The following is a 23,957-nucleotide window of genomic DNA, read 5'->3' on the forward strand; positions in this document are numbered from 1 at the left end:
CGCCAATCACTTGGTCAGCGCGATGATGCCGAGAGTCAGGCCGGCAACCGCCGCCGCGCCGCCGGCGATCGCACCCGCGGTTTCCCAGTTATCCTGAGTGGTGCCCTTCATGCAGGTGTTGGTGTGCACCAGGCGCCCCTGGTCATCGTAGACCGGCACGCAGGGAGAATCGGTGGCACATCCGGCCAACACGGCCGACAGTAACCCAACCGCAATTAACTTTTTCATACTTCGTGCCTCAATGTTCGATCACTTTGGAAAACTACGCCGAACGATAATCACGCTACCCGGCTATTGTATGCCCAACGCGTGTAATGGCGAGGTAATGATGTGTCAGGGGATGTGATTTGGGAAAACTCCGAACGCCCGGCCGGCGGGCTTCGGCCAGTAAAAAGCCCGCGAAAACGCGGGCTTGATAGCGAGGTGAGACTCAGGAGGGATTATTTCGCCAGTTTGCGCATCACCAGGGTGGCGTTGGTGCCGCCGAAGCCGAAGCTGTTGGACATCACGGTGGTCAGCTCGCGCTGAGTCGGCTGAGTCACGATGTTCATGCCGGCCGCCTGCTCATCCAGAGTGTCGATGTTGATGCTCGGCGCGATAAAGCCGTGCTCCAGCATCAGCAGGCTGTAGATCGCTTCCTGCACGCCTGCGGCGCCCAGCGAGTGACCGGTCATCGCCTTGGTGGAGGAGATAGCCGGGGTATTGTCGCCGAACACTTCGCGAATCGCGCCCAGCTCTTTCACGTCGCCCACCGGCGTGGAGGTGCCGTGCACGTTGATGTAGTCGATCGGCGCATCCAGATCCTGCATCGCCATCTTCATGCAGCGCACCGCGCCTTCGCCCGATGGCGCTACCATGTCGGCGCCGTCAGACGTTGCGCCGTAGCCAACGATTTCCGCGTAGATGTGCGCACCGCGCGCCAGCGCGTGTTCCAGTTCTTCAACCACCACCATACCGCCGCCGCCGGCGATGACGAAACCGTCACGATCGGCGTCGTAAGTACGGGAGGCTTTTTCCGGCGTGTCGTTGTACTTGGTGGACAGCGCGCCCATCGCGTCGAACTCGCAGGCCATTTCCCAGCACAGCTCTTCGCCGCCGCCGGCGAACACGATGTCCTGTTTGCCCAGCTGGATTTGCTCAACCGCGTTACCGATGCAGTGTGCGGAGGTCGCGCAAGCGGAGCTGATGGAGTAGTTCACGCCGTGGATTTTGAACGGCGTCGCCAGGCAGGCGGAAACGCCGGAAGCCATAGCTTTGGTGACCACGTATGGGCCAACCGCTTTCAGGCCGCGCGGGCTGCGCATCGCATCGGCGCCGAACACCTGGAAGCGCGGAGAACCACCGCCGGAACCGGCGATCAGGCCCACGCGCGGGTTGTTTTGATACTCTTCTTCCTTCAGGCCGGAAGAAGCGATCGCTTCTTGCATCGCCAGGAAGGCATAGATGGAAGCATCGCTCATGAAACGCACCACCTTGCGGTCGATCAGGCCGGTCGTGTCGAGCTTAACTTGCCCCCATACGTGACTACGCATGCCGGAATCTTTCAGCTCCTGGGAGAAAGTGATCCCAGAACGTCCTTCCTGCAGGCTCGCCAGGACCTCCTGCTGGTTATTACCAATGCTGGAGACAACTCCCAGGCCAGTAATCACTGCACGTTTCATTCAATACCTCTTCCACTATTTACCTACGGGATTTTGCATCGCACTTTAGCGTACAGATGTAAGCCGAACAAGTCCGATCAGCGTTTTTCAGCTTTATTGTTGTCCAGTTTGCGCCAGGGCGCCAGCGCCGTTAGAATTCGCGGCATCCCTTGAATTTCGAGCTATTGACCGTGAACCACGCCCCCATCCAAACCGCAACGCTAACCTGGAACGAACAGGGTACACCTGTTTCGAAACAGTTTGATGACGTCTATTTTTCCAATCAGGATGGGCTGGAAGAAACCCGCTATGTCTTTCTGCACGGCAACCGGCTGCCGCAGCGTTTCGCCACTCACCCGCGCCCGCTGCTGGTGGTGGCGGAAACCGGCTTCGGCACCGGGCTCAATTTCCTTACGCTGTGGCAGGCCTTCGCGGGCTTCCGCCAGGCCGAGCCGGACGCCGCGCTGCAACGCCTGCACTTTATCAGCTTCGAGAAATTCCCCCTGCAGCAGGCCGATCTGGCGGCGGCGCATGCGCGCTGGCCGGAGCTGGCTCCCTATGCCGACGAGCTGCGCGCCCAATGGCCGCTGCCGCTGCCGGGCTGCCATCGCCTGCTGTTGGCCGAAGGCCGCATTACGCTCGATCTGTGGTTCGGCGACGTCAACGAACTGCTGCCGCAGTTCGACGCCAGCATGAATAACCAGGTCGACGCCTGGTTCCTCGACGGCTTCGCACCGGCCAAAAATCCCGACATGTGGACCGAGCAACTGTTCGCCGCCATGGCACGTTTCGCCCGGCCGGAAGGCAGCTTCGCCACCTTTACCGCCGCCGGCTTCGTGCGCCGCGGCTTGCAGCAGGCCGGTTTTCAGGTCAACCGTTGCAAAGGCTTCGGCCAAAAGCGTGAGATGCTCGCCGGCTGTCTGCCGGCCGATGCGCAGCCCACGCCCCACCCGGCGCCCTGGTATCGGCGTCCGGCGGCGGACAACACCGCCGACATCGCTCTGATCGGCGGCGGCGTCGCCAGCGCGCTCACCGCGTTGGCCCTATTGCGGCGCGGCGCCACCGTCACGCTGTACTGCGCCGACGAGCAGCCGGCCGAGGGCGCATCCGGCAATCGTCAGGGGGCGATTTACCCCCTGCTGAACGGCAGCGGCGACGCGCTGGAGAGTTTCTTCAGCGCCGCGTTTCCTTTCGCCCGCCGCCAATACGATGCCCTGTTGCAACAAGGCGTCGCCTTTGATCACCAGTGGTGCGGCGTCAGCCAGCTGGCCTACGACGAAAAGAGCGGCGCCAAGATCGCCAATATGCTGAAAACCGACTGGCCGCAGGCCTTGGCGGCGGCAGCCGACCGCGAAACGCTCAGCGAACTGTGCGGCGTCGATACCGGCTTTGGCGGCATCACCTACCCGCAGGGCGGCTGGCTCTGCCCGGCCGAGCTGACGCGCGGCGCTATCGCGCTGGCGCAGCGTCAGGGCTTGGTCTGCCAATACCGGCACGATGCACAGAGGCTGACGCAGGAAGAAAACGGCTGGCGCATCGATTTCGCCCACGGCGAAAGCCGCCGCCATGCGACGGTGATCCTGGCCAACGGCCACCGGTTGGCCGAGCTGGCGCCGACGCAAGCCCTGCCGCTGTATGCGGTGCGCGGGCAGGTGTCGCACATCCCAACCTCGCCGGCCCTCGGTCAACTGAAGCAGGTGTTGTGCTACGACGGCTACCTGACGCCGGTCAACGCCAACAACGGCCAGCACTGCATCGGCGCCAGCTACCAGCGCGGCGACACCGCCACCGACTACCGCGAGCAGGAGCAACAGGAAAACCGCGAGCGCCTGCTGCGCTGCCTGCCGGAGCAGGCCTGGCCGCAGCAGGTGGACGTCAGCGCTCATCAGGCGCGCTGCGGCGTGCGCAGCGCCACCCGCGATCATCTGCCGATGGTCGGCGCGCTGCCGGACTATCAGGCAACGGTGACGCAGTATCAGGATTTGCAGCGGCGAAACCAGCGCGGCGAAACCGTGGCCGATGCGCCGGTCTATCCCGGCCTGTTCGCTATCGGCGGGTTGGGATCGCGCGGGCTGTGCTCGGCGCCGCTGGCGGCGGAAATTCTGGCGGCGCAGCTGTTCGGCGAACCGTTGCCGGGCGACGCGCGCCTGCTGGCGGCGTTGAATCCAAATCGGATGTGGGTGAGGAAGCTGCTGAAAGGACGTACGGTTTAATTCATGAATGAGGGGCGCGGCGGCGCGCCCCGGCATGGCGGTCAGGCGGCAGGGGTGGCGGCCTGATAAAGGTTTTCCCACATGCCGCGCACCAGGATCTGATCCGGCGGCGAGAGTTCCCCGGCGGCGATCGCTTTGTGCAGGCTCTCTTCCACCCGCGCTTTCAGCGCTTCGGCAGTGTGCTCGCCCTGCTCTTCCGCTTCGGCCACCGCCAGCGTCAGATGACCGCGCAGGTAGCCACCGGCAAACAGTTCATCATCGCTGGCGTGCTCTACCATGTCATCAATCAGCGCCAAAATGCGCGCTTCGAATTCTGCGATCATCAAATTTCCTCATTAAATAACGGGCTGTGGCGTCAGTTGAGATCTTCCGGATACGGAAAATGCTCGGCCGCCAACGGTGGCGTATTGTAGAACGATTGCAACGCCTGAATAAAGCGCGCAGGCCGTGTGGGTATTCCCTGCTCCAGCAGCGCCAATACCCGGTCGCGCACCTTGCGCTGGAACGCGATGCGATCCGGCTCGCAGTCGCCGTTCAGGTTGTCGCAGCTGACGTTAAACGGGAAACCGGCCGCCACGCAGAACATCCACTCCAGCGCCTGCGGTTTGATCTCCACCGCTTCGAATTCACTCTGGGTTTGCGCGTCGCGCCCGTCCGGGCAATACCAGTAACCGAAGTCCACCCGTTGGCGGCGCGCTTCGCCGGCGATGCACCAGTGCGAGATTTCGTGCAGGCCGCTGGCGTAGAAGCCGTGGGCGAATACGATGCGGTGATACGGCAGTTCGTCGTCGGCCGGCAGGTAGATCGGCTCGTCGTCGCCCTTCACCAGGCGGGTGTTGTAGTCATCGCTGAAGCATTGATTGAAGATCTCGATCAGTTGCTCATAGTGATGGCGGGTCTGTGTGTCTGACATAAAAACTCTATAACCACAAAAATAAAGAGGCCATTATACCCGATAAGACAGGGCGCGTAAGCAGCGCCCTCTCTTCATCTTTAACCGTGCACCAGGGCGCTCAACCACTGCTGAATTTCCGCGCCGTGATTGTCGTACAGCAGCTTGAGGCTCATCACCAGCGAGACGATCACGATCATCGGCCGAATCAGCTTCTGCCCGCGGGTCAGCACCATGTGGGCGCCCAAACGCGCCCCCAGCACCTGCCCCACCAACATCACCAGACCGATGCTCCACACCACCTTGCCGCCGATGATGAACAGCGCCAACCCGCCGACGTTGGAGGTGAAGTTAAGCACCTTGGCGTGCGCCGTGGACTTGGCAAGGTTGAAGCCGCACAGCGTCACATAGGCCAGCGCGTAAAACGATCCGGCGCCGGGGCCGAAGAAGCCGTCGTAAAACCCGACGCAGCCGCCGGCCACCAGCCCGAACGGCAAGGCGCCGAGACGGCGTTGACGATCTTCCTCACCCAGCCGCGGCATCAGCAGGAAGTAGAGGCCGATGCCGATCACCAGCAGCGGCAACATCTGCCGCAGCAAATCGGCGCGCATATGCTGCACCAGAATGGCGCCGGCGATCGAACCGATCAGCGTCAGAAAGATCGTCAGCTTCTGGTCGTTGAGGTTCACCGCCCGCCGACGAATAAAGTACAGGCTGGCGGAGAAGGAACCGCCGACCGACTGCAGTTTGTTGGTCGCCAGCGCCTGCGCCGGGGGAACCCCCACCGCCAGCAGGGCCGGCACCGTCAGCAGCCCGCCGCCGCCGGCGATGGAGTCGATAAACCCCGCCAGCAGCGCTACCGCAAACAACACCCCGAGCATCTCGGGGCCGATGACAAACCAGTCCATGTGTTATTCCGCTGAGAAATGGTGATCCAGCAATGCCTGACAGGTCGGCGGTAACGGCGGCGGCACCGGTTTACCCGGTTTGGCGTTCGGTTGATGCGGCACGAACCAGCTCGCCAGTTCGGCGCCGCAGCCGTCGCCCGGCGGCGGCGTATCCTGCTCTTTACATTCAAGGCTGCCCGCCGGGCAACGCAGGCGCACGTGCATGTGCGCGCGGTGACCGAACCACGGCCGCACCTTGTGCAACCAGGCACGGTCGGCGCCGGCGTCCAGACACAGACGCTGTTTGATGGCCGGATTGACGAAGATGCGCGTCACGTCCGCATCCTGCGCCGCCAGCTTGATCAGCGACTCAATCTGCGGCTGCCATTGGCGCGCCACTACCTGCTTGCCGTCACTTGACACCAGATCGATAGGCTGCGGCTTCAGCAATTGCTGCGCGCTCCAGCGTTGGCGCGGCAGCTGCAGCCAGATGTCGACGTCGAGCCCCGACTGGTGGCTGGCGTGGCCGCTGCTGAAGCGCCCGCCGGCCGGCATCGCCATATCGCCGATCAGCACCGTGCCCAGCGCTTTCTGATTCGCCTGGCTGCTGAGGCGCTGAATGAACGCCAACAGATCCGGGTGGCCGAAATAGCGGCGCTGGTCGGTACGCATCACCTGGTAGTTCGGTGAGTTCAGCGGCAACGGCTGGGCGCCGATGACGCAGCCGTTGGCGAAACCGCCCACCGCCTGCGGCGCGCCGGCCACCGGATGATCGATTTTCTGCCACGGCGTCAGCGCCATGGCGGAGGCGGAGGCCGTCAGGGCCACCAGGCCCAACATCCAGTTTTTCATGGCGATTACCAGCGAGGCACGTCGGAAACCACATCACCGTTTTGCGCACGCTGGCGCAGCAGGTGATCCATCAGCACGATCGCCATCATCGCTTCCGCGATCGGCACGGCGCGGATGCCCACGCACGGATCGTGGCGGCCGCGGGTGACCATTTCCACCGCTTCGCCCTGGCGATTGATGGTGCGGCCCGGCACCATGATGCTGGAGGTCGGCTTCAGCGCCAGATGCGCCACCACCGGTTGGCCGCTGCTGATACCGCCGAGAATGCCGCCGGCATGGTTGCTCTGGAAACCTTCCGGGGTGATTTCATCGCGGTTTTCGCTGCCGCGCTTGGTCACCACGGCAAACCCGTCGCCGATCTCCACGCCTTTCACTGCGTTGATGCTCATCAGCGCGTGCGCCAGATCGGCGTCGAGGCGGTCAAACACCGGCTCGCCCAGGCCAACCGGCACATTTTCAGCAATCACGCTGACCTTGGCGCCGATGGAGTCGCCCTCTTTTTTCAGCGCGCGCATCAGTTCGTCCAGCGCTTCCAGCTTGTCCGGATCCGGGCAGAAGAACGGATTCTGCTCGACCTGATCCCAGTCTTTCAGCTCGCAGGTCACGTCGCCGATCTGCGCCAGATAGCCGCGCACCTGCACGCCGAACTTCTGCTGCAGGTATTTCTTGGCGATAGCGCCCGCCGCAACGCGCATGGCGGTTTCACGCGCCGAAGAGCGGCCGCCGCCGCGGTAATCGCGCAGGCCGTATTTCTGTTCGTAGGTGTAGTCGGCATGCCCCGGACGGAACACGTCTTTGATGGCGCTGTAGTCTTGCGAGCGCTGATCGGTGTTTTCAATGATCAGACCGATGCTGGTGCCGGTGGTCACGCCTTCGAATACGCCGGAGAGAATGCGCACCTGATCCGGTTCGCGACGCTGGGTGGTATAACGCGAGGTGCCCGGACGACGGCGGTCCAGATCGTGTTGCAAATCGGCTTCGGTGAGCGGAATGCCGGGCGGCACGCCGTCGACGATACAACCCAGCGCCACCCCGTGAGATTCACCGAAGGTGGTGACGCGGAAAATCTGCCCAATACTGTTTCCTGCCATCACGGCTCCTTACCGTTAGTCTTTTATCGTTATGAGGCCCGCCGTGCGGGCCTTGAAAATGCGGCTTAGCTGCGATAGAGGCTGAAGTGTTCCTTGCAATCCACCAGCTGCTGTTTGGTCAGCATGAACACGCCGTCGCCGCCGTTTTCGAACTCCAGCCAGGTGAACGGAATATCCGGATATTGTTCCATCAGGTGTACCATGCTGTTGCCCACTTCACAAATCAGCACGCCGTCGTCGGTCAGGTAGTCCGGCGCGCAGGCCAGGATGCGGCGCACCAGCTTCAGGCCGTCGCTGCCCGCCGCCAGGCCCAGCTCCGGCTCAAAGCGGAACTCCTGCGGCAGATCGGACATGTCTTCCGCATCGACGTACGGCGGGTTGGTGACGATCAGATCGTACTGGATCGCGGGAACATCGCGGAACAGATCGGAACGGATCGGGATCACCTGGTGTTCGACGCCGTGCGCCTGAATGTTGCGCTCGGTCACCGCCAGCACCTCACTGGAGATGTCCACCGCGTCCACTTCCGCCTCCGGGAAAGCGTAGCCGCAGGCGATGGCGATACAGCCGCTGCCGGTGCACATGTCGAGGATATGGCGTGGCGGGTGTGGGATCAGCGCGCTGAAGCGATCGTTGATCAGCTCGCCGATCGGCGAACGCGGCACCAGCACGCGCTCGTCGACGTAGAATTCCATGCCGCAGAACCAGGCCTTGTTGGTCAGGTAGGCGACCGGGATGCGCTCGTTGACGCGGCGGATCACGCGCTCAACGATGCGATGGCGCTCGCTGGAGGTCAGACGGGCGGTGTGCATGTCCTCCGGAATATCCAACGGCAGGAACAGGCTTGGCAGCACCAATTGCACCGCTTCGTCCCACGGATTATCGGTTCCGTGACCATAATAGATATTGGCGGCGTTGAAGCGGCTTACCGTCCAGCGCAGCATATCTTGAATGGTGTGCAGTTCGTTCACTGCTTCGTCGACGAAAATTTTGTCCAATTTGCCCTCCGGCAGGCGCTGTGTTTCATGATTTAGCCGCATAGTTTGCCATGAAGCCCGCGACAAATCACGCTTGCCCCTCGCGCTTTTCACTCTGGCCCGAGTTTTGCGTCGACAGCGCTCATTCACAAGGTAAACTAGCGAAATAAACGATTTCCGGTGAATGAAGCATGAAGAACAAGCCCCCTCTGAGCAAAGACGAACAACAGCTCTTCAGAGAGTCGGTGGCGGGCGCGAAAAAGCTGCGCCAGGACACCATCGTCCACCGCCCGCCGAAGCCCAAGGTCAAACAGATTGCCCCGCAGCGGCTGCTGCAGGAGCAGGTCGATGCCAGTTATTATTTTTCAGATGAATACCAGCCGCAGCTGGAAGAAGAAGGCCCGACGCGCTACGTGCGCCCCGGCAGCAGCCCGTATGAGCTGAAGAAGCTGCGACGCGGCGATTACTCGCCGGAGCTGTTTCTCGATTTGCACGGCCTGACCCAGCTGCAGGCCAAGCAGGAACTGGGGGCGCTGATCGCCGCCTGCAAACGCGAACACGTGCACTGCGCCTGCGTGATGCACGGGCACGGCAAGCACATTCTCAAACAGCAAACGCCGCTGTGGCTGGCGCAGCATCCCGACGTGCTGGCGTTTCATCAGGCGCCGAAGGAATGGGGCGGCAACGCCGCCATCCTGCTGTTGGTGGAGCTGGCCGAGTAGACCCGCAGAAACGACTCAGGGCGATGTCAGACATCGCCCTGAGTTTATTCCGCACCGCATCCGCGGTTCACACTTTGGCCATCACCTGCGACGGGCTGACCTGCCATTCAAACTTGCCGTAGCTGCCGTCCGCCGGCAGATCGACGTTGGCAATCGCCGAGGTCGCGAACATCGGCGGGCACTCGCCCGGGCACAGTTCGGCCACCAGATAGCCCACCAGCGGCAGGTGCGACACGATCAGCACCGAGCTCACCCCTTGCATCGCCAGCGCCTGCAGATAGCTGCCGACCTGTTCGGCGTTGCCGCCCGGCGTCAGCTCGGGCAACACTTCTTCGCCCTCCGGCAGCGTCAAGGCTTCACGCACCGTCGCCAGCGTCTGTTCGGCCCGCAGATAGGGGCTGACCAGCACGCGTTCAATATCCACAGACTTGGTGTTCAACCAGGCCGCCATCTGACGGGACTCGTCGCGGCCGCACAGGGTAAGGGGCCTTACCGCATCGCTGGCTGCCTCGAGCGCCGCCTCTCCGTGACGCATAATCAAAACTTGCATATTGCACCGCTGTTGTTGACAAAGTAACGCTATACAGAAACGCCGTGCGTGCTGTACCGCCGAGTTTTACAACCCAAAGCCAAAGCTTTAAAACGATAACGCGCCGTCTCTTTATGGCGGCCGGGCATTTTGCCTGAAAGTTTGCCTAAAGAAAACGCTGTTTTTTACAGCAATCCTCCCCGGGCAAACCTCGATTGCTCACAGAACAATCAATTCAACGGGTTAAATTTTAACCTTTCCGCCATGAAATTTATTGATGGCGGTCAAGCTAACTTACCGCTGCCGCAGCCTCGCTGTACAGCCTCACCGGCTGACGCTGTCGCAAGGAGTGATGGCGATCACAACGCGACCCTGTTGCAACTATAGTGCAAATCGGGCCGCCCTGCGTTCAGCTCCCCAGCGGGTAAAAGCGCTCGCCCTGCTGCGCCATGCGCTGCAGGCGTTCGCACGGGGCGAAATGCTCGCCGTGCTGCTGACGCAGGTAGTCCAGCGTCTTCACCACTTTCTCGGCGCCGAGCTCGTCCATATAGCGGAACGGGCCGCCGAGGAACGGCGGGAAGCCGATGCCGAACACCGCGCCGATGTCGCCGTCGCGCGCGCTGCGGATCACGCCTTCGTCCAGGCAGCGCGCCGCTTCGTTCAGCATCATCATCACGCAGCGTTGAGCGACGGTCGCCGGCAGCATGTGCGCCTTCGGCGTGACGCCGAGCAGCGTATACAATGAGGTATCCGCACGTTTGCGCCGCTGCCGCTGCTGCCCTTCGCTCGGGTAGAGATAGAAGCCGCGGCCGTTCTTGCGCCCTTTGCGCCCGTCTTTCAGCACCGCATCGAACGCGGCAGGCGCGGCGAAGCGCGGCCCCAGCGCCTCGACCAGCACGGGAATGATCTTGGTGCCGACGTCGATGCCCACTTCATCCAGCAGGGTGATCGGGCCGACCGGGAAACCGAAGTCCACCAGCGCCTTGTCCAGCGACTCAATCGGCTCGCCTTCCAGCAGGCAGCGCGCCGCTTCGTTGATGTACGGCGCCAGGATGCGGTTGACATAAAAACCGGCGCTGTCGCCCACCACGATGGCGGTTTTGCCCTGCTTGTGCGCCAGCGCCACGGTGGTGGCGATGGTCTCTTCGCTGGTGCCGGCGTGCGGGATCACTTCCACCAGCGGCATCTTGTCCACCGGGCTGAAGTAGTGCAGGCCGATCACCTGCTGCGGCCGCTGGGCCTTTTCGGCGATGCGGCCGATAGGCAGCGAGGAAGTATTGGAGGCGAACACGGTATGCGGCGCGCAGTTGGCTTCTACCTCGGCTACCATCTGCTGCTTCAGCGCCAGATCTTCGAACACCGCCTCGACCACGATATCCACCTGTTCAAAGCCAGTGTAATCGGTAGAGCCGGAGATCAGCATCATCTGCTTTTGCCGTTCCGCCGGGCGCATGCGCCTGCGGCGCACCCGCTTGCCGAGCACGTCCCAGCTGTATTTCAGCGCATGGTTGATACCGGTTTCATTGATGTCTTTGATGCGAACCGGCAATCCGCCGCGGGTGGCGGTGACGCAGGCGATGCCGCCGCCCATCAGGCCGCCGCCGAGAATGCCGACGCGATGCAGGGCGTGCGGCTGGGCATTGCCGCCCCGCTCCTTTTTCAGCGCGGTGGAAGCGAAGAACAGGCTGCGAAGCGCCGCCGACTGCGGCGTCATCGCCAGCTCGCCAAAGGCGCGCGCTTCGGCCTCATAGCCGCTGGCGCTGCCGTGATCCAGCCCGGTGCGCACCACCTGAATGATGCGCTCCGCCGCCGGGTAGTTGCCGTGGGTTTTCGCCAACGTTTTCTTGCGCACGATGCTGAACAGCAGACTTCTGCCCAGCGGGCCGTTGAGCAGGCGATCCTGCCACGGCAGCTCGCGCTGATGCTTCCAGCCCTGCTTCACCCGCTCGATGGCGGTCTGCAACAGAATCGACTGCGGCACGGCGTCGTCCACCAACCCCATGCGCAGCGCCTGGCGGGCGCGAATGTGCTTGCCGGTCAGGATCATGTCCAGCGCCTTGGCGGCGCCGACCAGGCGCGGCAGGCGCTGCGTGCCGCCGGAGCCCGGCAGCAGGCCCAGCTGCACTTCCGGCAGCCCGAGCGCGGTTTTATCATCCAGCGAACAGACGCGGCCATGGCAGGCCAGCGCCAGCTCCAGGCCGCCGCCCAGGCAGGCGCCGTGAATGGCCGCCACTACCGGCACCGGGAACGCGGCGATCTGCGCCAGCGTGCTCTGCCCTTTCTTGGCCAGCGTTTCCGCCTCTTTGGCGCTGGTGCAAGCGGCAATCATAGTGATGTCGGCGCCGGCGATAAACGAGTCCGGCTTGCCGGAAACGATCACCAGCCCTTCCAGCGCGGTATGCTGCTGCGCCCGGATCAGCACGTCGTTGACCTGTTCGACGAACTCGGCCTTGAGCGTGTTCACCTTGTCGCCCGGCACGTCGATGGTGATCACGCCGATGTTGTCGGGGCGAATCGTCAGCTGAAAGGCCGACGGTTTGGCGCGCTGTTCATGCAATGCGTTTTCGAAGCTCATCATTCCACCTCCACGATCATCGCGGCCCCTAACCCGCCGGCGGCGCAGGCGGTGGTCAGGCCCAGCCCGCCGCCGCGGCGTTTCAACTCATGCAGCGTCTGGGTGATCATGCGCGCGCCGGTGGCGGCGAACGGGTGGCCATAGGCGATGGAACCGCCCAAGACGTTGAATTTGTCCATGTCCACCTCACCGATCGCCTGGCTGCGGCCAAGCTTCTCGCGGGCGAACTCTTCGCTGGCGAACATCTTCAGGTTGGCCAGCGTTTGCGCAGCGAAGGCTTCATGCATGTCGATGAGCGTCAGATCGGCCAGACCGATGCCGGCGCGATCCAGCGCCAGCGGCGTAGCGTAGGAAGGCCCCAGCAGCATGTCTTCCCACACGTCGATGGCGGCGAAGGCGAAGCTGCGCAAATAACCCAGCGGCTGCAGCCCCAGCTCTTTGGCGCGCGACTCGCTCATCATCAGCACCGCCGCCGCGCCGTCGGTCAGCGGCGTGCTGTTGGCCGCGGTGACGCTGCCATGCTTGCGATCGAACGCCGGCTTCAGCTTGGCGTAGGAAGCCAGGCTGGAATCTTTACGGATGTTGTTGTCTTCAGAAAGCTGCGCGCGGTAAGGCGGCACATAGGCGGTCATCACCTCGTCGCGCAGCCACCCTTCCCGCCAGGCCTTGGCCGCCAGCTCGTGGGAACGGTGCGCCAGCGCATCCTGCGCCTCGCGGGTGATGCCGTGGCTCTTCGCCATCTGCTCGGCGGTATCGCCCATGCGCAGGCCGGTGGAATACTCCGCCACCGCCGGCGGCACCGGCATCAGATCGCGGAATTTCAGCCGGCTGAACAGTTTGAGGCGCTGCGACAGCGTGCGCGCTTTGTTGACGTCCACCAGCGTGCGCGCCAGCGCCTTGCTGACGCCGATCGGCAAGACGGAAGAAGAATCCGCCCCGCCGGCGATGCCAACGCTGATGCTGCCGGCCATGATGCTCTCCGCCACGTTGGCGATCGCCTGGAAGCTGGTGGCGCAGGCGCGCGACACGCTGTAGGCGTCGGTATGGACGCTCATGCCGGTGCCGAGCACGATTTCACGCGCGATGTTCGGCGCCTCGGGCATTTGCACCACCTGGCCGAACACCAGTTGTTCGATAAGCGCCGGATCGATGCCGCTGCGCGCCAACAGCTCGCTCACCGCCGTTTTCCCTAAATCCACCGCCGGAATGCCGTGATAGGCAGTCGCCTGTTTGGCAAAGGGGGTACGCAGTCCATTCACAATCGCAATGCGGTCACCATGACGGGTCACCAACGGCAGTGCCTTACTCATAAATGCTCCTGAAGAAAATAACGTCAGCGCAATGGGCAGAAAGAGGTCTGACCTGATGAGGTCATTGTTAACCAAACGGTTACATTTGGCAAACCGGCAGAGATCAAAACTGCGAGCAGGCGCACTTTCTATCGGGGGCGGTGTGGGGAAAGGCAATCCCCGGCACGCGGCAGGCGGCGCCGGGGTAAAACGGGGATTAACGCAGGCCGAGCTGGAAGATCAGGGTTTCCGCCTGGCAGGCGAAGGTAAAATCGGCCTCCAACTGCACGCCGCCGTCAACCGGTTTAATGCTACTGCTGATGTCACAAGGGTCGGATTCGACCGCGCGCGCCTTTTCGCTCAGGGCGGCCAGCATCGCCTCCGCATCTTGTTGATTGCTGAACACCTGGCTGTAGGACGCGGTGCAATCGGTGTTATCCATCACGGTGCCGACATCCACACAGCAACACGCGGCGGTTTCCTGAGCGCTGCATTTATTAATTGCATCTGACATGATTGGTTCTCCTCAAAGGCCTCGGTTATCAGCCCAAATTGCCGTTTTACTCACCGGCACAAAGCTACAAAATTCTGCAGGTATTTTACGCTTCCACGCCGGCAATCACTAGCACTTACTTTTAATGGGTGTTTTAAGTGATGGAAATCACAAATAAAAATGAGCGCCTGCTAAGGAATGGTAAGAATTTTGTTATTTACCGCTGGCGTTTTGTTAAGCAGATCTCTTTTTTGATATCAGGTTGGAAATATTTCAAAAACAAACTTGCAACACTTTCACAGGTCAGACCTATACTTCAGCCACTGGTCTGATTTGTCTGAACGATAACGGACCCTACAATCCCGCGCTCCTTGTTACCTCGTGTAACAATAGTTTAAATAATAAACACATAATGAGGTTTTGGTCATGAGCCAGAAAAACCTATTGACTAAATCAGCTCTCGCAGCTGCAGTGGCAATTATCTCTTCAAACGTGTCTGCCGCAGGATTCCAGCTGAATGAGTTCTCATCAGCTGGTTTAGGACGTTCGTATTCTGGCGAAGGCGCCATGGCGGATACGGCGGCCTCGGCAAGCCGCAACCCGGCTTTGCTGATGATGTATACCCGCCCGGAACTTTCTTTCGGCGCGGTCTTCATCGACCCGGACGTTGACATTACCGGTCAATCCCCTTCCGGCGCCAGTTTGGATTCGAAAAACATCGCGCCGACCGCCTGGGTGCCGAACCTGCATTATGTTCACCCGATTAACGATCAGTTCGCCGTAGGCGGCTCGGTCACCAGCAACTACGGTCTGGCGACAGAATTCAACGACGGCTATACCGCCGGCGCTTACGGCGGCAAGACCGATCTGACCACCCTCAACCTGAACCTCAGCGGCGCATACCGTCTGAATCAACACTTCAGCTTCGGTCTGGGCTTCGATGCGGTGTACGCCAAAGCCAAACTGGAACGTTACGCCGGTGAACTGCCGAAGCTCATCGCCGGTTCCGGCCAATTACCGCCGCAGCTAGCCGGCCCTGTTTCGCAGATCCCGGCAGATACCCAGATTTCGCACCTGAAAGGCGACGAATGGGGCTTCGGTTGGAACGCCGGTATTCTGTACGAAGTGGATGAAAACAACCGTTATGGCCTCACCTACCGCTCTGAAGTGAAAATCGACTTCGACGGCGACTACAAGAGCAGCCTGCCTTCAGCCTTCAACCCGCTGCTGGCCTCTCAAGGTCTTCCGTGGGGCACCAACGGCAACACCATTCCGGGTTCTCTGAGCCTGCACCTGCCGGAAATGTGGGAGCTGTCTGGTTACAACAAAGTGGCGCCGCAGTGGGCCATTCACTACAGCCTGGCCTACACCAGCTGGAGCCAGTTCCAGGAGCTGAGAGCCACCGGCAACAACGGCCAAACGCTGTTCGAGAAGCATGAAGGCTTCAAAGACGCTTACCGCATCGCGCTGGGTACCACCTACTTCTACGACGACAACTGGACCTTCCGTACCGGTATCGCCTTCGATGACAGCCCAGTGCCAGCACAGAACCGTTCGATTTCCATTCCGGATCAGGATCGCTTCTGGCTGAGTGCCGGTACCACCTATGCGTTCAACAAAGACGCGTCGGTCGACGTCGGCGTTTCCTACATGCACGGCCAGAAAGTCACCATCAAAGAAGGCCCTTACACCTTCAACTCTGAAGGTAAAGCCTGGCTGTATGGCGCCAACTTCAACTACCGCTTCTAATCTCGCCTGAGATGGATGCCAAAGCGCCCCGCGGGGCGCTTTTTCTTTGCCTGCCGCGTGCTGCCGGCATAAAAAACCCGCCTGCCGGCGGGTTTTTCATTGGCGTGACGCCCGTGATTACTGCGAGTCGATCTCGTCCAGTTCGCCCTGAATCGCCTTGGCGTTCGGGTTCTCTTCCGGCTTGAGCGAGCCGCCGTTGGCGATGAAATCGTGGCGCTGGAAGTAAGCTTCGCGCACCATGATGTAAGGATCGGAGGAGTTGCGCAGCAGGCCGTCGGAATCCAGCAGCTGGGCGCGGGTTTCGATCCCCTCGACCACCCATTTGCCCGCCGACATCCAGAAGGTGAGGTAGCTCAGCATCGGATACAGCGTATCCGCAAAGTCGCCGCCGTCTTCACGCAGGGTGAAGCTGCCGTAGCCCGGCAGCATCACGTACGGGCCGTAACCCACATCGTAATGCCCCAACGTGCTGCCGAAGCGGTTCGGCTCTTCGCGCGCCAGTTTCGGGTTGGCCATGCCGGCCACGTCGATCAGGCCGCCCATCCCGAGCAGGGTGTTCAGGAAGAAGCGGTTGAAGTGAATCATCCCGCGGTAAGGGTCGCCCTTGAGGAAGGCGTTGACCATGCTGGCCGGCTCTTCCAGGTTGGAGGTGAAGTTGCTGATGCCGTTACGCGCCGGCATCGGCACGTAGTCACGCCAGGCCACCGCGACCGGACGCAGGATATAGGGATCCAAGACGTTGTAGTTGAAGTCGAACATCGTCCGGTTGAATCCTTCCAGAGGATCGGAACGCCCTTGCGGATCGTTGTCTGGCGCGCTGGCACAGCCCACCAGTAATACCGTTGCGAATGCCACCCCAGTCAGGCGAAAGTTCATATTTTTCTCCATAAAAACACGTTCGGTCTTATTTTTCAGTGACCTGCTTGTTTATCTGAACGCTAACCTGCTCTTTACCGCTGAATGTCTGCAGCGAGCTTTCGCCGAACCAGTCCCCCGGCTGCGGCGTGGCCAATCCGTCCTGTGAGAGGCGCACACGCACCTGCACCTGATGCTGCGCCGAGAGCAGACGCTCGGGCATCATGGCGTTGCTGTCATCCAGAGAGAAAGACAGCGGAAAACGGCTCAGCGGCAATTGTTTTACCGCCACCGGCACCGGGCTGACGCCGTCAGTGACCGAAATGACCAGCGTCCCCTGCGCCGGCAAGGCTTTCGCCGCCTGCGGTGACAGCGAAATGGTCACATTCAGTTTAACATTTTCTCCGCCTGCCTGGGCTTTTGCTTGTGCAATGCTGCGCTTTATCACTTCCGCGCGCGGATCGTTGGCCGGCAGCAGTTGCAGCATCACCTGCCAGGCGCCGATCGCCTGCTTGAAATCGCCCTGTTCGAAGGCATTGAACGCCAACAGGCTCAGCACCCGCGGATCGCCGTGGTTTTCCGCGATCATACGCCGCAGCAGCTGCGTCGCCTGCTTGTTATCCTCCGGATCGTTGGAGCGCGTCAAGACCTCGGCATAGCCGAGCCGCACTTCCAGACTATTCGGATCCAATTGATAAGCATGAGCAAACGCCTGCGTGGCGGTGGTGGCGTTGTTCAACGCCATGCCGACGCGCCCCAGCATCATCCAGTCGTTGATGTTGCGATCGTCCTGCTGCAGCGCGGTGCGCAGCCCCAGCCCGAGGCGGGCGATCTCTTCCATGCTCAGCGGTTTGGCGCGCTCATTGGCAACGCGCTCGCGCAATTCCGGCATTTGCGCCTGCACCAGACGCCAGTCCAGCACCTGCGCCAATCCGCCGGTTTTCAGATAAAAGCCAACGGTCACCGCCAGCAATAACAGCACGCCCGGCACCAGCGCCCAACGATTGATCGGTTTCGCCTGCGCCGCTTGCTCGGCCGGGATGTCGTTCAACAGGTTCTGTTGCAGCTCTTTCACCAGCTCCGGACGCTCGGCCACCACGCCCTGCTGCTCGTCCTGCTCCAGCTCGCTGAGACGATCCTGATAAAAAGCCTTGTTCAACGCATCGCGCGTGGCGGCGCTCTGCTTGCCGTGGCGCATTGCCGGCACCACCAGCAACGCGGCGGCGCCGGCCAGCAACACGCAAATAATCAGCCAAAAAGCCATTAGGGTTTCTTCCTGTCAGTCTCTTGCAACAGCGCCGCCAGGCGCTGCCGTTCCCGTTCGGAGAATGCATCGTCCACCGCCGCGCCAGGCCGGCGCCGGGCACGCAGAATCACCACCGCCCCGCCGATCAGCACGAACAGCAGCGGGCCGATCCACAAGATCAGTGTCGCCGGCGTTACCGGCGGCTCGTAGGTGACGAAATTGCCGTAGCGCGCCACCATGTAATCAATGATCTGCTGCTTGCTTTGCCCCTGCATCATCAGCTCGTACACCTTGGTGCGCATGTCGGCGGCGATGATGGCGTTGGAATCGGCAATGCTGTTGTTTTGACATTTCGGGCAGCGCAGCTGTTCGGTCAACTCGCGATACTGCTGCTCCTGCTCGACGGAGTTGAAGCGATAGGTATCGATCGCCGCGGCGGCGCTCCAGCTCAGCAGCGCGGCGCACAGCAGGACAATCAGCCTCATGCCTCACCTCCGTACTTTTTATACAGCGGCAGCACTTCCTGCTGCCAGACGCGCTCGTTCATGTCGCCGGCGTGGCGATAGCGAATAATCCCCTGGCCGTCGATGAGAAAGGTCTCCGGCGCGCCGTAGACCCCGAGATCCAACCCCAGCATGCCGTCGCCGTCGTACAGGCTGAGGGCATAGGGATTGCCGAGGGAATTCAGCCAGGTCACCGCCTTGGCGCGATCGTCTTTGTAGTTCAGGCCAACCACCCGCACGCCGCGCGCCGCCAGCGTGTTGAGATACTGGTGTTCCGCGCGGCAGGTCGGGCACCAGGTGGCCCAGACGTTGAGCAATATCGGCTTGCCGTCGCGCAGCACTGCCTGATCGTAGGTTTTGCCGGGCTGATCCAGCGATTCCAGCCTGAAGGTCGGCACCGGCTTGCCGATCAGCGCCGATTCCAGCATGGTCGGATCTTCGCCGCCGGCGTTGCGCGTCAGCTGCACCATCAGTGCCGCCACCAGCAGCAGGAAGAGTACCAACGGGATAAACAGCAGCTTGCGCTTCATGATTGCGCCTCCAGCTTGCCTTCGCGCTTGAGTTTTTTGCTCATGCGGTAACGCGGGTCGAGGATGCACAGCAGGCCGCCGATCGCCATAAAGACGCCGCCGAACCAAATCCAGCGCACAAAGGGTTTGTAATACAGGCGCACCGCCCAGGAACCGTCCTCCAGCTCTTCGCCCAGCGCCGCATACAGATCGCGGCTGAAACCGCCGTCGATCGCCGCTTCGGTCATCATGCTGCGCGCCACGCTGTAGTAGCGTTTCTCCGCGCGCAGCGTCGCCTCCGGCTTGCCGTTGCGCGTGACGTCGATGATGCCGACGCCGCCGCTGTAGTTCGGGCCGCGAATGTCGTGCACGTCGCGGAACACGAAGTGATAGTTGTGGATATCCACGCTGTCGCCGGCCTTCATCCGCACGTCGCGCTCCACGCTGTAGTTCTGGCTGAAGGCGATGCCGATCACCGTCACCGCCACGCCGAGGTGGCCGAGCACCATGCCCCAGTGGCTGCGGGACAGCTGCCGCAGGCCGCGCCAGAAACCGTGACGGTGGGTGGCACGCTCATGCAGTTCCATCAGCGTCAGGATGATCACCCACAGCGCCATGATCAGGCCCACCACCGTCATGCCGGCGATACTGTCCTGCAGCAGCCACGGCAGCAGAATCGACAGCGCCAGCGTCGCCAACAGCGCCACGCCGAGGCGGCGCCACAGCTTGCACGGCTCATCGCGGCGCCAGCGCACCAGCGGGCCGATGCCCAACAGCAGCGCCAACGGCGCCATCAGCCAGGTGAACATGGTGTTGAAGAACGGCTCGCCGATCGAAATGCTGCCCAGCCCCAGCTGTTTGTGCACCAGCGGCAGCAGCGTGCCCAACAGCACCACCAGCATGGCGGCGATCAGCAGCACGTTGTTGCCCAGCAGGAAGGTCTCGCGCGAGAAGGTCTCGTGCTGCACCCGGCTGCGCACCTGGCCGCCCTTGGCCGCGTACAGCAGCAACGAACCGCCGATCACGATCACCAGATAGGCGAGGATAAACATGCCGCGCGCCGGATCGGAGGCGAAGGAGTGCACCGAGACCAGCACGCCGGAGCGCACCAGGAAGGTGCCCAGCAGGCACAGCGAAAAGGCGGTGATCGCCAGCAGCACCGTCCAGGCTTTGAACGTGCCGCGTTTTTCGGTCACCGCCAGCGAATGCATCAGCGCAGTGCCGGCCAACCACGGCATAAAGGAGGCGTTTTCCACCGGATCCCAGAACCACCAGCCGCCCCAGCCCAGCTCATAGTAGGCCCAGGCCGATCCGAGCACGATGCCCAGCGTGAGGAACACCCAGGCCGCGGTGGTCCACGGGCGTGACCAGCGCGCCCAGGCGGTGTCGAGCCGGCCGGCCATCAGCGAGGCGATGGCGAAGGCGAAGGCGACCGAGAAGCCGACGTAGCCCATATACAGCAGCGGCGGGTGGAAGATCAGGCCGATATCCTGCAGCAGCGGGTTGAGATCGCTGCCGTCGATCGGGAAATTCGGTAGCGTGCGAGTGAACGGGTTGGAGGTCATGATAATGAACAGCAGGAAACCGGCGGTGATCATCCCCATCACCGACAGCACCCGCGCCACCGCATCCTGCGGCATCGCCCGGCTGCACAACGCCACCGCCAGCGACCAACAGCTCAGCAGCAGCACCCACAGCAGCAGCGAACCTTCATGCGCCCCCCAGGTGGCGGCGATGCGGTAATACACCGGCAGCTGGGTATTGGAGTTGGTGGCCACGTAGGCGACGGTAAAATCGTTGACCACGAAGGCGTGCACCAGGCACAGGAACGCCAGCGCAATCGCGGCGAACATGCCGTAGGTCAGCGGCCGGGCGACCGCCATCATGCGGCTGTCTTGCCGCGCCGCGCCCCACTGCGGGTAAATGCTCAGCAGCAGCGCGATCGCCAGCGCCAGGCACAGCAGAAAACTGCCCAGTTCCGGCATCATGACTTGGCGCCCTCCGCCTGCGGCGCGTTATACGCTTCCGCCGGGCCTTTGTGGTTCTCTTTCATCGCGTCGGCCACTTCCGGCGGGGTGTATTTCTCGTCGTGTTTGGCCAGCACTTCGCGCGCGTTGACCACGTTGCCCTCACCCAACACCCCCTGCGCCACCACGCCCTGCCCTTCGCGGAACAGGTCCGGCAGAATACCGGTGTAGGTCACGCCGATCGCGCCGCGCGCGTCGTAAATCTTGAAGCTGACCTGCAGCGTATTGGGATCGCGTTTCACCGAGCCCGGCATCACCATGCCGCCGATGCGCAGCCGCTGGCCGACCTCGGGCTTCTCATGATTCTCGCCCTTGCCCTGCAAAATTTCACCCGGGGTATAGAACAGATCGATATTGGAGCGCAGCGCGTACAGCATCAGGGTCGCGGTCAGCGCGATGCCGATCAGCACAATGATCGCCAGATAAAGGCGGCTTTTACGACGTGGATTCACAATGATTTCTCCCGCGGTGCGGCGGATTTTTGTTTTGATTGTTGCGCATGGCGAATGCGCCGCTCGCGCGCCTGACGGCGGCCGATCTCGGCGAGCAGCTGGCGCCGTTGCCAGACGGTGTGCGCCACCAGCCCCAACAGCGAAATCAGCGTGGCGGCGACCGCCAGCCAGACATAGAAGGCGTAACCGCCCATGGCGAAAAACGCCGACCAGGAATCGAATGCGGCATTCATGACTGACGCTCCTTATTCACCAGCCCGGCGACCCACGGGCGCTGGCGTTCCTGGAACAGGATCAGATTGCGCAGGCGCATCAGCGTCAGCGTGACGAACAGCAGCAGGTAGCCGAGGATCGCCCAGCGCAGCGGGGTGCGCATGCTGGGCGCGATGGACTGCTGCATGTTGGTCGAGCCCTGATGCAGCGTATTCCACCATTCGACCGAGAAATGGATGATCGGGATATTCACCACACCCACCAGCACCAGAATCCCGGCGGCGCGGCCCGCCAGGCGGCGGTCTTCGAAGGCGTTGTACAGCGCGATGACGCCCATATAGAGGAACAGCAGCACCAGCTCGGAGGTCAGACGCGCATCCCACACCCACCAGGTGCCCCACATCGGCTTGCCCCAGGCGGAGCCGGTCACCAGCGCGATAAAGGTGAACACCGCGCCGATCGGCGCCATCGCCGCCACCACGGTATCGGACATTTTCATCTGCCACACCAGGCCGATAAACGCCGCCACCGCCATCGAGGCGTAGATGCCCATCGACCACATGGCCGCCGGCACGTGAATATAAATGATGCGGAAGCTGTCGCCCTGCTGATAATCCTTCGGCGCGAAACCAAAGCCCCATGCCCAGCCAAGCAGCAGGCAGGCCGCCGCCGCCAGCCCCAGCCAGGGGATAAAGCGGCCGCAGACGTGATACAGCCGTTCAGGCCGCGCCAGTTGATGTAACCATTTCCACATTGTCGTCAGTGCTCACGGTAATTTTTATGCGTCGGCCGCCCCGAGGGTTCGAAACGGCGAAAATCTTCTGCGGGGTACGCTCTTGTCGGCCTTGCCCGTCTGTTCATTCAATACGTTAGCTAGTGTACGCTCACTCGCAGCGCCGCCGCGGTGGCAAATGGCGCCAATGTCACGCTGCCCGCCAGCATCGCGCCGAGTATCGCCAGGTAACCGTCGATCGGCATGCCCATCGAAGCGGCGTCGATCGCCCCGGTGGCGAAGATCAGCACCGGAATATACAGCGGCAGCACCAGCAGGCTGAGCAGCACGCCCCCTTTGCGCAGGCCGACGGTCAACCCCACGCCGATAGCGCCGATCAGGCTCAGCGTCGGCGTGCCGAGCAGCAGCGTCCCCGCCACCGCCAGCCAGGTCTGCATATCGAGCGACAGTAGCAGCGCCACCAGCGGCGACAGGATCAGCAGCGGCAGACCCGTCACGACCCAGTGAGCACACACTTTGCCCAGCACCGTCATCGGCAGCGGCGTCGGCAGCAGCAACAGCTGCTCCAGCGAGCCGTCGAGGAAATCATCGCGAAACAGCCGCTCCAGCGACAGCAGCGAAGCCAGCAGCGCCGCCACCCACACGATGCCCGGCGCAATGCGCGCCAGCAGCTGCGGCTCCGGGCCAATCCCCAACGGGAACAGCGTGATCACTATCAGGAAAAACCACAGCGGGTTGACGATCTCCGAGCCTTTACGGCAGGCGATCTTCAGTTCGCGGCGCACCAGGGTCAAAAACATCACAAACTCCCCGCGTCGTGTTCCGCCAAACGAACTTTGCCCACCGTTTGGCCGACGCCGGCCAAATCCTGATGGGTGGTCAACAATACCATGCCGCCCCGCTGCGCATGTTGTTCAAAAAGGCTAATCAACTCGGCCACGCCCTGTTTGTCGATCGCCGTCAGCGGTTCATCGAGGATCCACAGCGGCGCCGCGCTGAGCCACAGCCGCGCCAGCGCCACGCGCCGCTGCTGCCCGGCGGAAAGCTGCGCCACCGGCAGATCTTCGTAACCCACCAGCCCCACCTGCTCCAGCGCGCGCCAGATGGCCTGATGCTCGGCCGCGCCGCGCACCGCTTGATAAAACTGCAGATTTTCGAAGGGCGTCAATACGGCTTTGATGCCGGGCTGATGGCCGATAAACAGCAAATCTTGCTGGTAATTCGCGCGATCGCGCAGCGTGTTGCGCCCGCGCCAGCACACCTCGCCGCCGTCCGGCCGCGCCAGGCCGGCGAGAATGCGCAGTAAACTGGTCTTGCCCGCGCCGTTCGGCCCTTCTACCTGAATGATATCGCCCGGCTGAACTGAAAAGCTTAGCTCGCTAAACAGGATGCGCTCATCGCGCACGCAACTCAGACTTTTGGCTTCCAGCATCGGGGAACTCATATTTTTCTTTGGGATAGCGAATCATAGCATAAGCCTTTCCCCGCACGCAGCCCGCGGCGGGCGCGC

25 protein-coding genes are annotated in these 23,957 nt (G+C 62.1%); 3 read left to right on the forward strand and 22 right to left on the reverse strand.

The window, feature by feature from the left end:
• Window positions 1-6 precede the first annotated feature (6 nt).
• Window positions 7-228, reverse strand: a complete 222-nt coding sequence (locus tag ACJ8MK_RS10665) for a hypothetical protein (RefSeq protein ID WP_004936201.1) — start codon at window positions 226-228, stop codon at window positions 7-9.
• Window positions 229-440: 212 nt separating this feature from the next.
• Window positions 441-1,661: a beta-ketoacyl-ACP synthase I gene (fabB, locus tag ACJ8MK_RS10670; protein WP_060438444.1), complete on the reverse strand. Its 1,221-nt coding sequence runs from the start codon at window positions 1,659-1,661 to the stop codon at window positions 441-443.
• 170 nt (window positions 1,662-1,831) lie between these two features.
• Here fabB and mnmC point away from each other — a divergent pair, with 170 nt between their 5' ends.
• Window positions 1,832-3,853 carry a bifunctional tRNA (5-methylaminomethyl-2-thiouridine)(34)-methyltransferase MnmD/FAD-dependent 5-carboxymethylaminomethyl-2-thiouridine(34) oxidoreductase MnmC gene (gene mnmC, locus ACJ8MK_RS10675; RefSeq protein WP_442517732.1) on the forward strand — a complete coding sequence of 674 codons (2,022 nt, stop codon included), beginning with the start codon at window positions 1,832-1,834 and terminating at the stop codon, window positions 3,851-3,853.
• Window positions 3,854-3,894: 41 nt separating this feature from the next.
• Here the strand turns inward: mnmC and ACJ8MK_RS10680 are convergent, their stop codons facing one another.
• The 6 genes from ACJ8MK_RS10680 to prmB all read right to left on the reverse strand — a co-directional run bounded on the left by ACJ8MK_RS10680 (window position 3,895) and on the right by prmB (window position 8,573).
• Window positions 3,895-4,176 carry a YfcL family protein gene (locus tag ACJ8MK_RS10680; protein ID WP_016926855.1) on the reverse strand — a complete coding sequence of 94 codons (282 nt, stop codon included), beginning with the start codon at window positions 4,174-4,176 and terminating at the stop codon, window positions 3,895-3,897.
• A 32-nt stretch (window positions 4,177-4,208) separates the two neighbouring features.
• Window positions 4,209-4,766: an elongation factor P hydroxylase gene (locus ACJ8MK_RS10685; RefSeq protein ID WP_033648082.1), complete on the reverse strand. Its 558-nt coding sequence runs from the start codon at window positions 4,764-4,766 to the stop codon at window positions 4,209-4,211.
• 80 nt (window positions 4,767-4,846) lie between these two features.
• Window positions 4,847-5,653, reverse strand: coding sequence for a sulfite exporter TauE/SafE family protein (locus ACJ8MK_RS10690; protein ID WP_033635385.1), 807 nt, complete (start codon window positions 5,651-5,653; stop codon window positions 4,847-4,849).
• Between the two features lie 3 nt (window positions 5,654-5,656).
• Complete coding sequence (mepA, locus tag ACJ8MK_RS10695; RefSeq protein WP_039564926.1) at window positions 5,657-6,484, reverse strand: penicillin-insensitive murein endopeptidase; 828 nt, start codon at window positions 6,482-6,484, stop codon at window positions 5,657-5,659.
• A gap of 5 nt (window positions 6,485-6,489) precedes the next feature.
• Complete coding sequence (gene aroC, locus ACJ8MK_RS10700) at window positions 6,490-7,575, reverse strand: chorismate synthase (RefSeq protein WP_033635387.1); 1,086 nt, start codon at window positions 7,573-7,575, stop codon at window positions 6,490-6,492.
• Window positions 7,576-7,640: 65 nt separating this feature from the next.
• The gene (gene prmB / locus ACJ8MK_RS10705) at window positions 7,641-8,573 is read right to left on the reverse strand and encodes a 50S ribosomal protein L3 N(5)-glutamine methyltransferase (protein ID WP_028127753.1); all 933 of its coding nucleotides are present in this window, start codon (window positions 8,571-8,573) and stop codon (window positions 7,641-7,643) included.
• Window positions 8,574-8,743: 170 nt separating this feature from the next.
• Between prmB and smrB the strand changes: the two genes are divergently transcribed.
• A complete protein-coding gene (smrB, locus tag ACJ8MK_RS10710) occupies window positions 8,744-9,274 on the forward strand; it encodes an endonuclease SmrB (protein WP_004936226.1) in 531 nt (176 codons plus the stop codon).
• 67 nt (window positions 9,275-9,341) lie between these two features.
• Here the strand turns inward: smrB and sixA are convergent, their stop codons facing one another.
• From sixA to ACJ8MK_RS10730, 4 genes are all read right to left on the reverse strand, one after another.
• A complete protein-coding gene (gene sixA, locus ACJ8MK_RS10715) occupies window positions 9,342-9,824 on the reverse strand; it encodes a phosphohistidine phosphatase SixA (protein ID WP_004936230.1) in 483 nt (160 codons plus the stop codon).
• A gap of 388 nt (window positions 9,825-10,212) precedes the next feature.
• Window positions 10,213-12,378, reverse strand: a complete 2,166-nt coding sequence (fadJ, locus tag ACJ8MK_RS10720; protein WP_164134542.1) for a fatty acid oxidation complex subunit alpha FadJ — start codon at window positions 12,376-12,378, stop codon at window positions 10,213-10,215.
• Window positions 12,378-13,688 carry an acetyl-CoA C-acyltransferase FadI gene (gene fadI / locus ACJ8MK_RS10725; protein WP_033635391.1) on the reverse strand — a complete coding sequence of 437 codons (1,311 nt, stop codon included), beginning with the start codon at window positions 13,686-13,688 and terminating at the stop codon, window positions 12,378-12,380. The genes fadJ and fadI overlap by 1 nt, the downstream gene beginning before the upstream one ends.
• A 196-nt stretch (window positions 13,689-13,884) precedes the next feature.
• Window positions 13,885-14,181: a YfcZ/YiiS family protein gene (locus ACJ8MK_RS10730; protein ID WP_072145088.1), complete on the reverse strand. Its 297-nt coding sequence runs from the start codon at window positions 14,179-14,181 to the stop codon at window positions 13,885-13,887.
• Between the two features lie 405 nt (window positions 14,182-14,586).
• Between ACJ8MK_RS10730 and fadL the strand changes: the two genes are divergently transcribed.
• Window positions 14,587-15,909: a long-chain fatty acid transporter FadL gene (gene fadL, locus ACJ8MK_RS10735; protein WP_033648086.1), complete on the forward strand. Its 1,323-nt coding sequence runs from the start codon at window positions 14,587-14,589 to the stop codon at window positions 15,907-15,909.
• Window positions 15,910-16,026: 117 nt separating this feature from the next.
• Here fadL and mlaA read toward each other — a convergent pair whose 3' ends face one another.
• From mlaA to ccmA, 10 genes are all read right to left on the reverse strand, one after another.
• Window positions 16,027-16,785, reverse strand: coding sequence for a phospholipid-binding lipoprotein MlaA (mlaA, locus tag ACJ8MK_RS10740; protein ID WP_033635394.1), 759 nt, complete (start codon window positions 16,783-16,785; stop codon window positions 16,027-16,029).
• 28 nt (window positions 16,786-16,813) lie between these two features.
• Window positions 16,814-18,028, reverse strand: a complete 1,215-nt coding sequence (gene ccmI, locus ACJ8MK_RS10745) for a c-type cytochrome biogenesis protein CcmI (RefSeq protein WP_442517733.1) — start codon at window positions 18,026-18,028, stop codon at window positions 16,814-16,816.
• Entirely contained in the window at window positions 18,028-18,495 is a 468-nt protein-coding gene (locus ACJ8MK_RS10750) for a cytochrome c-type biogenesis protein (protein WP_033635396.1), read from the reverse strand. Before ACJ8MK_RS10750 ends, ccmI begins: the two co-directional genes overlap by 1 nt.
• Window positions 18,492-19,043 carry a DsbE family thiol:disulfide interchange protein gene (locus ACJ8MK_RS10755; protein ID WP_015378623.1) on the reverse strand — a complete coding sequence of 184 codons (552 nt, stop codon included), beginning with the start codon at window positions 19,041-19,043 and terminating at the stop codon, window positions 18,492-18,494. The genes ACJ8MK_RS10750 and ACJ8MK_RS10755 overlap by 4 nt, the downstream gene beginning before the upstream one ends.
• The gene (locus ACJ8MK_RS10760; protein ID WP_442517734.1) at window positions 19,040-21,010 is read right to left on the reverse strand and encodes a heme lyase CcmF/NrfE family subunit; all 1,971 of its coding nucleotides are present in this window, start codon (window positions 21,008-21,010) and stop codon (window positions 19,040-19,042) included. The genes ACJ8MK_RS10755 and ACJ8MK_RS10760 overlap by 4 nt, the downstream gene beginning before the upstream one ends.
• Window positions 21,007-21,501: a cytochrome c maturation protein CcmE gene (gene ccmE / locus ACJ8MK_RS10765; RefSeq protein ID WP_442517735.1), complete on the reverse strand. Its 495-nt coding sequence runs from the start codon at window positions 21,499-21,501 to the stop codon at window positions 21,007-21,009. Before ccmE ends, ACJ8MK_RS10760 begins: the two co-directional genes overlap by 4 nt.
• Window positions 21,498-21,734 carry a heme exporter protein CcmD gene (ccmD, locus tag ACJ8MK_RS10770; RefSeq protein WP_004936267.1) on the reverse strand — a complete coding sequence of 79 codons (237 nt, stop codon included), beginning with the start codon at window positions 21,732-21,734 and terminating at the stop codon, window positions 21,498-21,500. The genes ccmE and ccmD overlap by 4 nt, the downstream gene beginning before the upstream one ends.
• A complete protein-coding gene (locus ACJ8MK_RS10775; protein WP_004936270.1) occupies window positions 21,731-22,468 on the reverse strand; it encodes a heme ABC transporter permease in 738 nt (245 codons plus the stop codon). Before ACJ8MK_RS10775 ends, ccmD begins: the two co-directional genes overlap by 4 nt.
• A 119-nt stretch (window positions 22,469-22,587) precedes the next feature.
• On the reverse strand, window positions 22,588-23,247 hold the full coding sequence (gene ccmB, locus ACJ8MK_RS10780; protein ID WP_025303731.1) for a heme exporter protein CcmB: 660 nt from the start codon (window positions 23,245-23,247) through the stop codon (window positions 22,588-22,590).
• Window positions 23,247-23,879 (reverse strand): cytochrome c biogenesis heme-transporting ATPase CcmA, encoded by a 633-nt coding sequence (gene ccmA, locus ACJ8MK_RS10785; RefSeq protein WP_033653721.1) that lies wholly within the window; start codon window positions 23,877-23,879, stop codon window positions 23,247-23,249. Before ccmA ends, ccmB begins: the two co-directional genes overlap by 1 nt.
• Between the last annotated feature and the right edge of the window lie 78 nt (window positions 23,880-23,957).

Origin of the sequence: Serratia sp. CY38905, assembly GCF_052168875.1 — a bacterium.
GTDB lineage: Bacteria > Pseudomonadota > Gammaproteobacteria > Enterobacterales > Enterobacteriaceae > Serratia > Serratia sarumanii.

Coding starts and splice junctions, on each gene's coding strand:
- ACJ8MK_RS10665 (WP_004936201.1), bottom strand. CDS start 228: ATGAAAAAGTTAATTGCGGTTGGGTTACTGTCGGCCGTGTTGGCCGGA.
- fabB (WP_060438444.1), bottom strand. CDS start 1,661: ATGAAACGTGCAGTGATTACTGGCCTGGGAGTTGTCTCCAGCATTGGT.
- ACJ8MK_RS10680 (WP_016926855.1), bottom strand. CDS start 4,176: ATGATCGCAGAATTCGAAGCGCGCATTTTGGCGCTGATTGATGACATG.
- ACJ8MK_RS10685 (WP_033648082.1), bottom strand. CDS start 4,766: ATGTCAGACACACAGACCCGCCATCACTATGAGCAACTGATCGAGATC.
- ACJ8MK_RS10690 (WP_033635385.1), bottom strand. CDS start 5,653: ATGGACTGGTTTGTCATCGGCCCCGAGATGCTCGGGGTGTTGTTTGCG.
- mepA (WP_039564926.1), bottom strand. CDS start 6,484: ATGAAAAACTGGATGTTGGGCCTGGTGGCCCTGACGGCCTCCGCCTCC.
- aroC (WP_033635387.1), bottom strand. CDS start 7,575: ATGGCAGGAAACAGTATTGGGCAGATTTTCCGCGTCACCACCTTCGGT.
- smrB (WP_004936226.1), top strand. CDS start 8,744: ATGAAGAACAAGCCCCCTCTGAGCAAAGACGAACAACAGCTCTTCAGA.
- sixA (WP_004936230.1), bottom strand. CDS start 9,824: ATGCAAGTTTTGATTATGCGTCACGGAGAGGCGGCGCTCGAGGCAGCC.
- fadJ (WP_164134542.1), bottom strand. CDS start 12,378: ATGAGCTTCGAAAACGCATTGCATGAACAGCGCGCCAAACCGTCGGCC.
- fadI (WP_033635391.1), bottom strand. CDS start 13,688: ATGAGTAAGGCACTGCCGTTGGTGACCCGTCATGGTGACCGCATTGCG.
- ACJ8MK_RS10730 (WP_072145088.1), bottom strand. CDS start 14,181: ATGTCAGATGCAATTAATAAATGCAGCGCTCAGGAAACCGCCGCGTGT.
- fadL (WP_033648086.1), top strand. CDS start 14,587: ATGAGCCAGAAAAACCTATTGACTAAATCAGCTCTCGCAGCTGCAGTG.
- mlaA (WP_033635394.1), bottom strand. CDS start 16,785: ATGAACTTTCGCCTGACTGGGGTGGCATTCGCAACGGTATTACTGGTG.
- ccmI (WP_442517733.1), bottom strand. CDS start 18,028: ATGGCTTTTTGGCTGATTATTTGCGTGTTGCTGGCCGGCGCCGCCGCG.
- ACJ8MK_RS10750 (WP_033635396.1), bottom strand. CDS start 18,495: ATGAGGCTGATTGTCCTGCTGTGCGCCGCGCTGCTGAGCTGGAGCGCC.
- ACJ8MK_RS10755 (WP_015378623.1), bottom strand. CDS start 19,043: ATGAAGCGCAAGCTGCTGTTTATCCCGTTGGTACTCTTCCTGCTGCTG.
- ACJ8MK_RS10760 (WP_442517734.1), bottom strand. CDS start 21,010: ATGATGCCGGAACTGGGCAGTTTTCTGCTGTGCCTGGCGCTGGCGATC.
- ccmD (WP_004936267.1), bottom strand. CDS start 21,734: ATGAATGCCGCATTCGATTCCTGGTCGGCGTTTTTCGCCATGGGCGGT.
- ACJ8MK_RS10775 (WP_004936270.1), bottom strand. CDS start 22,468: ATGTGGAAATGGTTACATCAACTGGCGCGGCCTGAACGGCTGTATCAC.
- ccmB (WP_025303731.1), bottom strand. CDS start 23,247: ATGTTTTTGACCCTGGTGCGCCGCGAACTGAAGATCGCCTGCCGTAAA.
- ccmA (WP_033653721.1), bottom strand. CDS start 23,879: ATGCTGGAAGCCAAAAGTCTGAGTTGCGTGCGCGATGAGCGCATCCTG.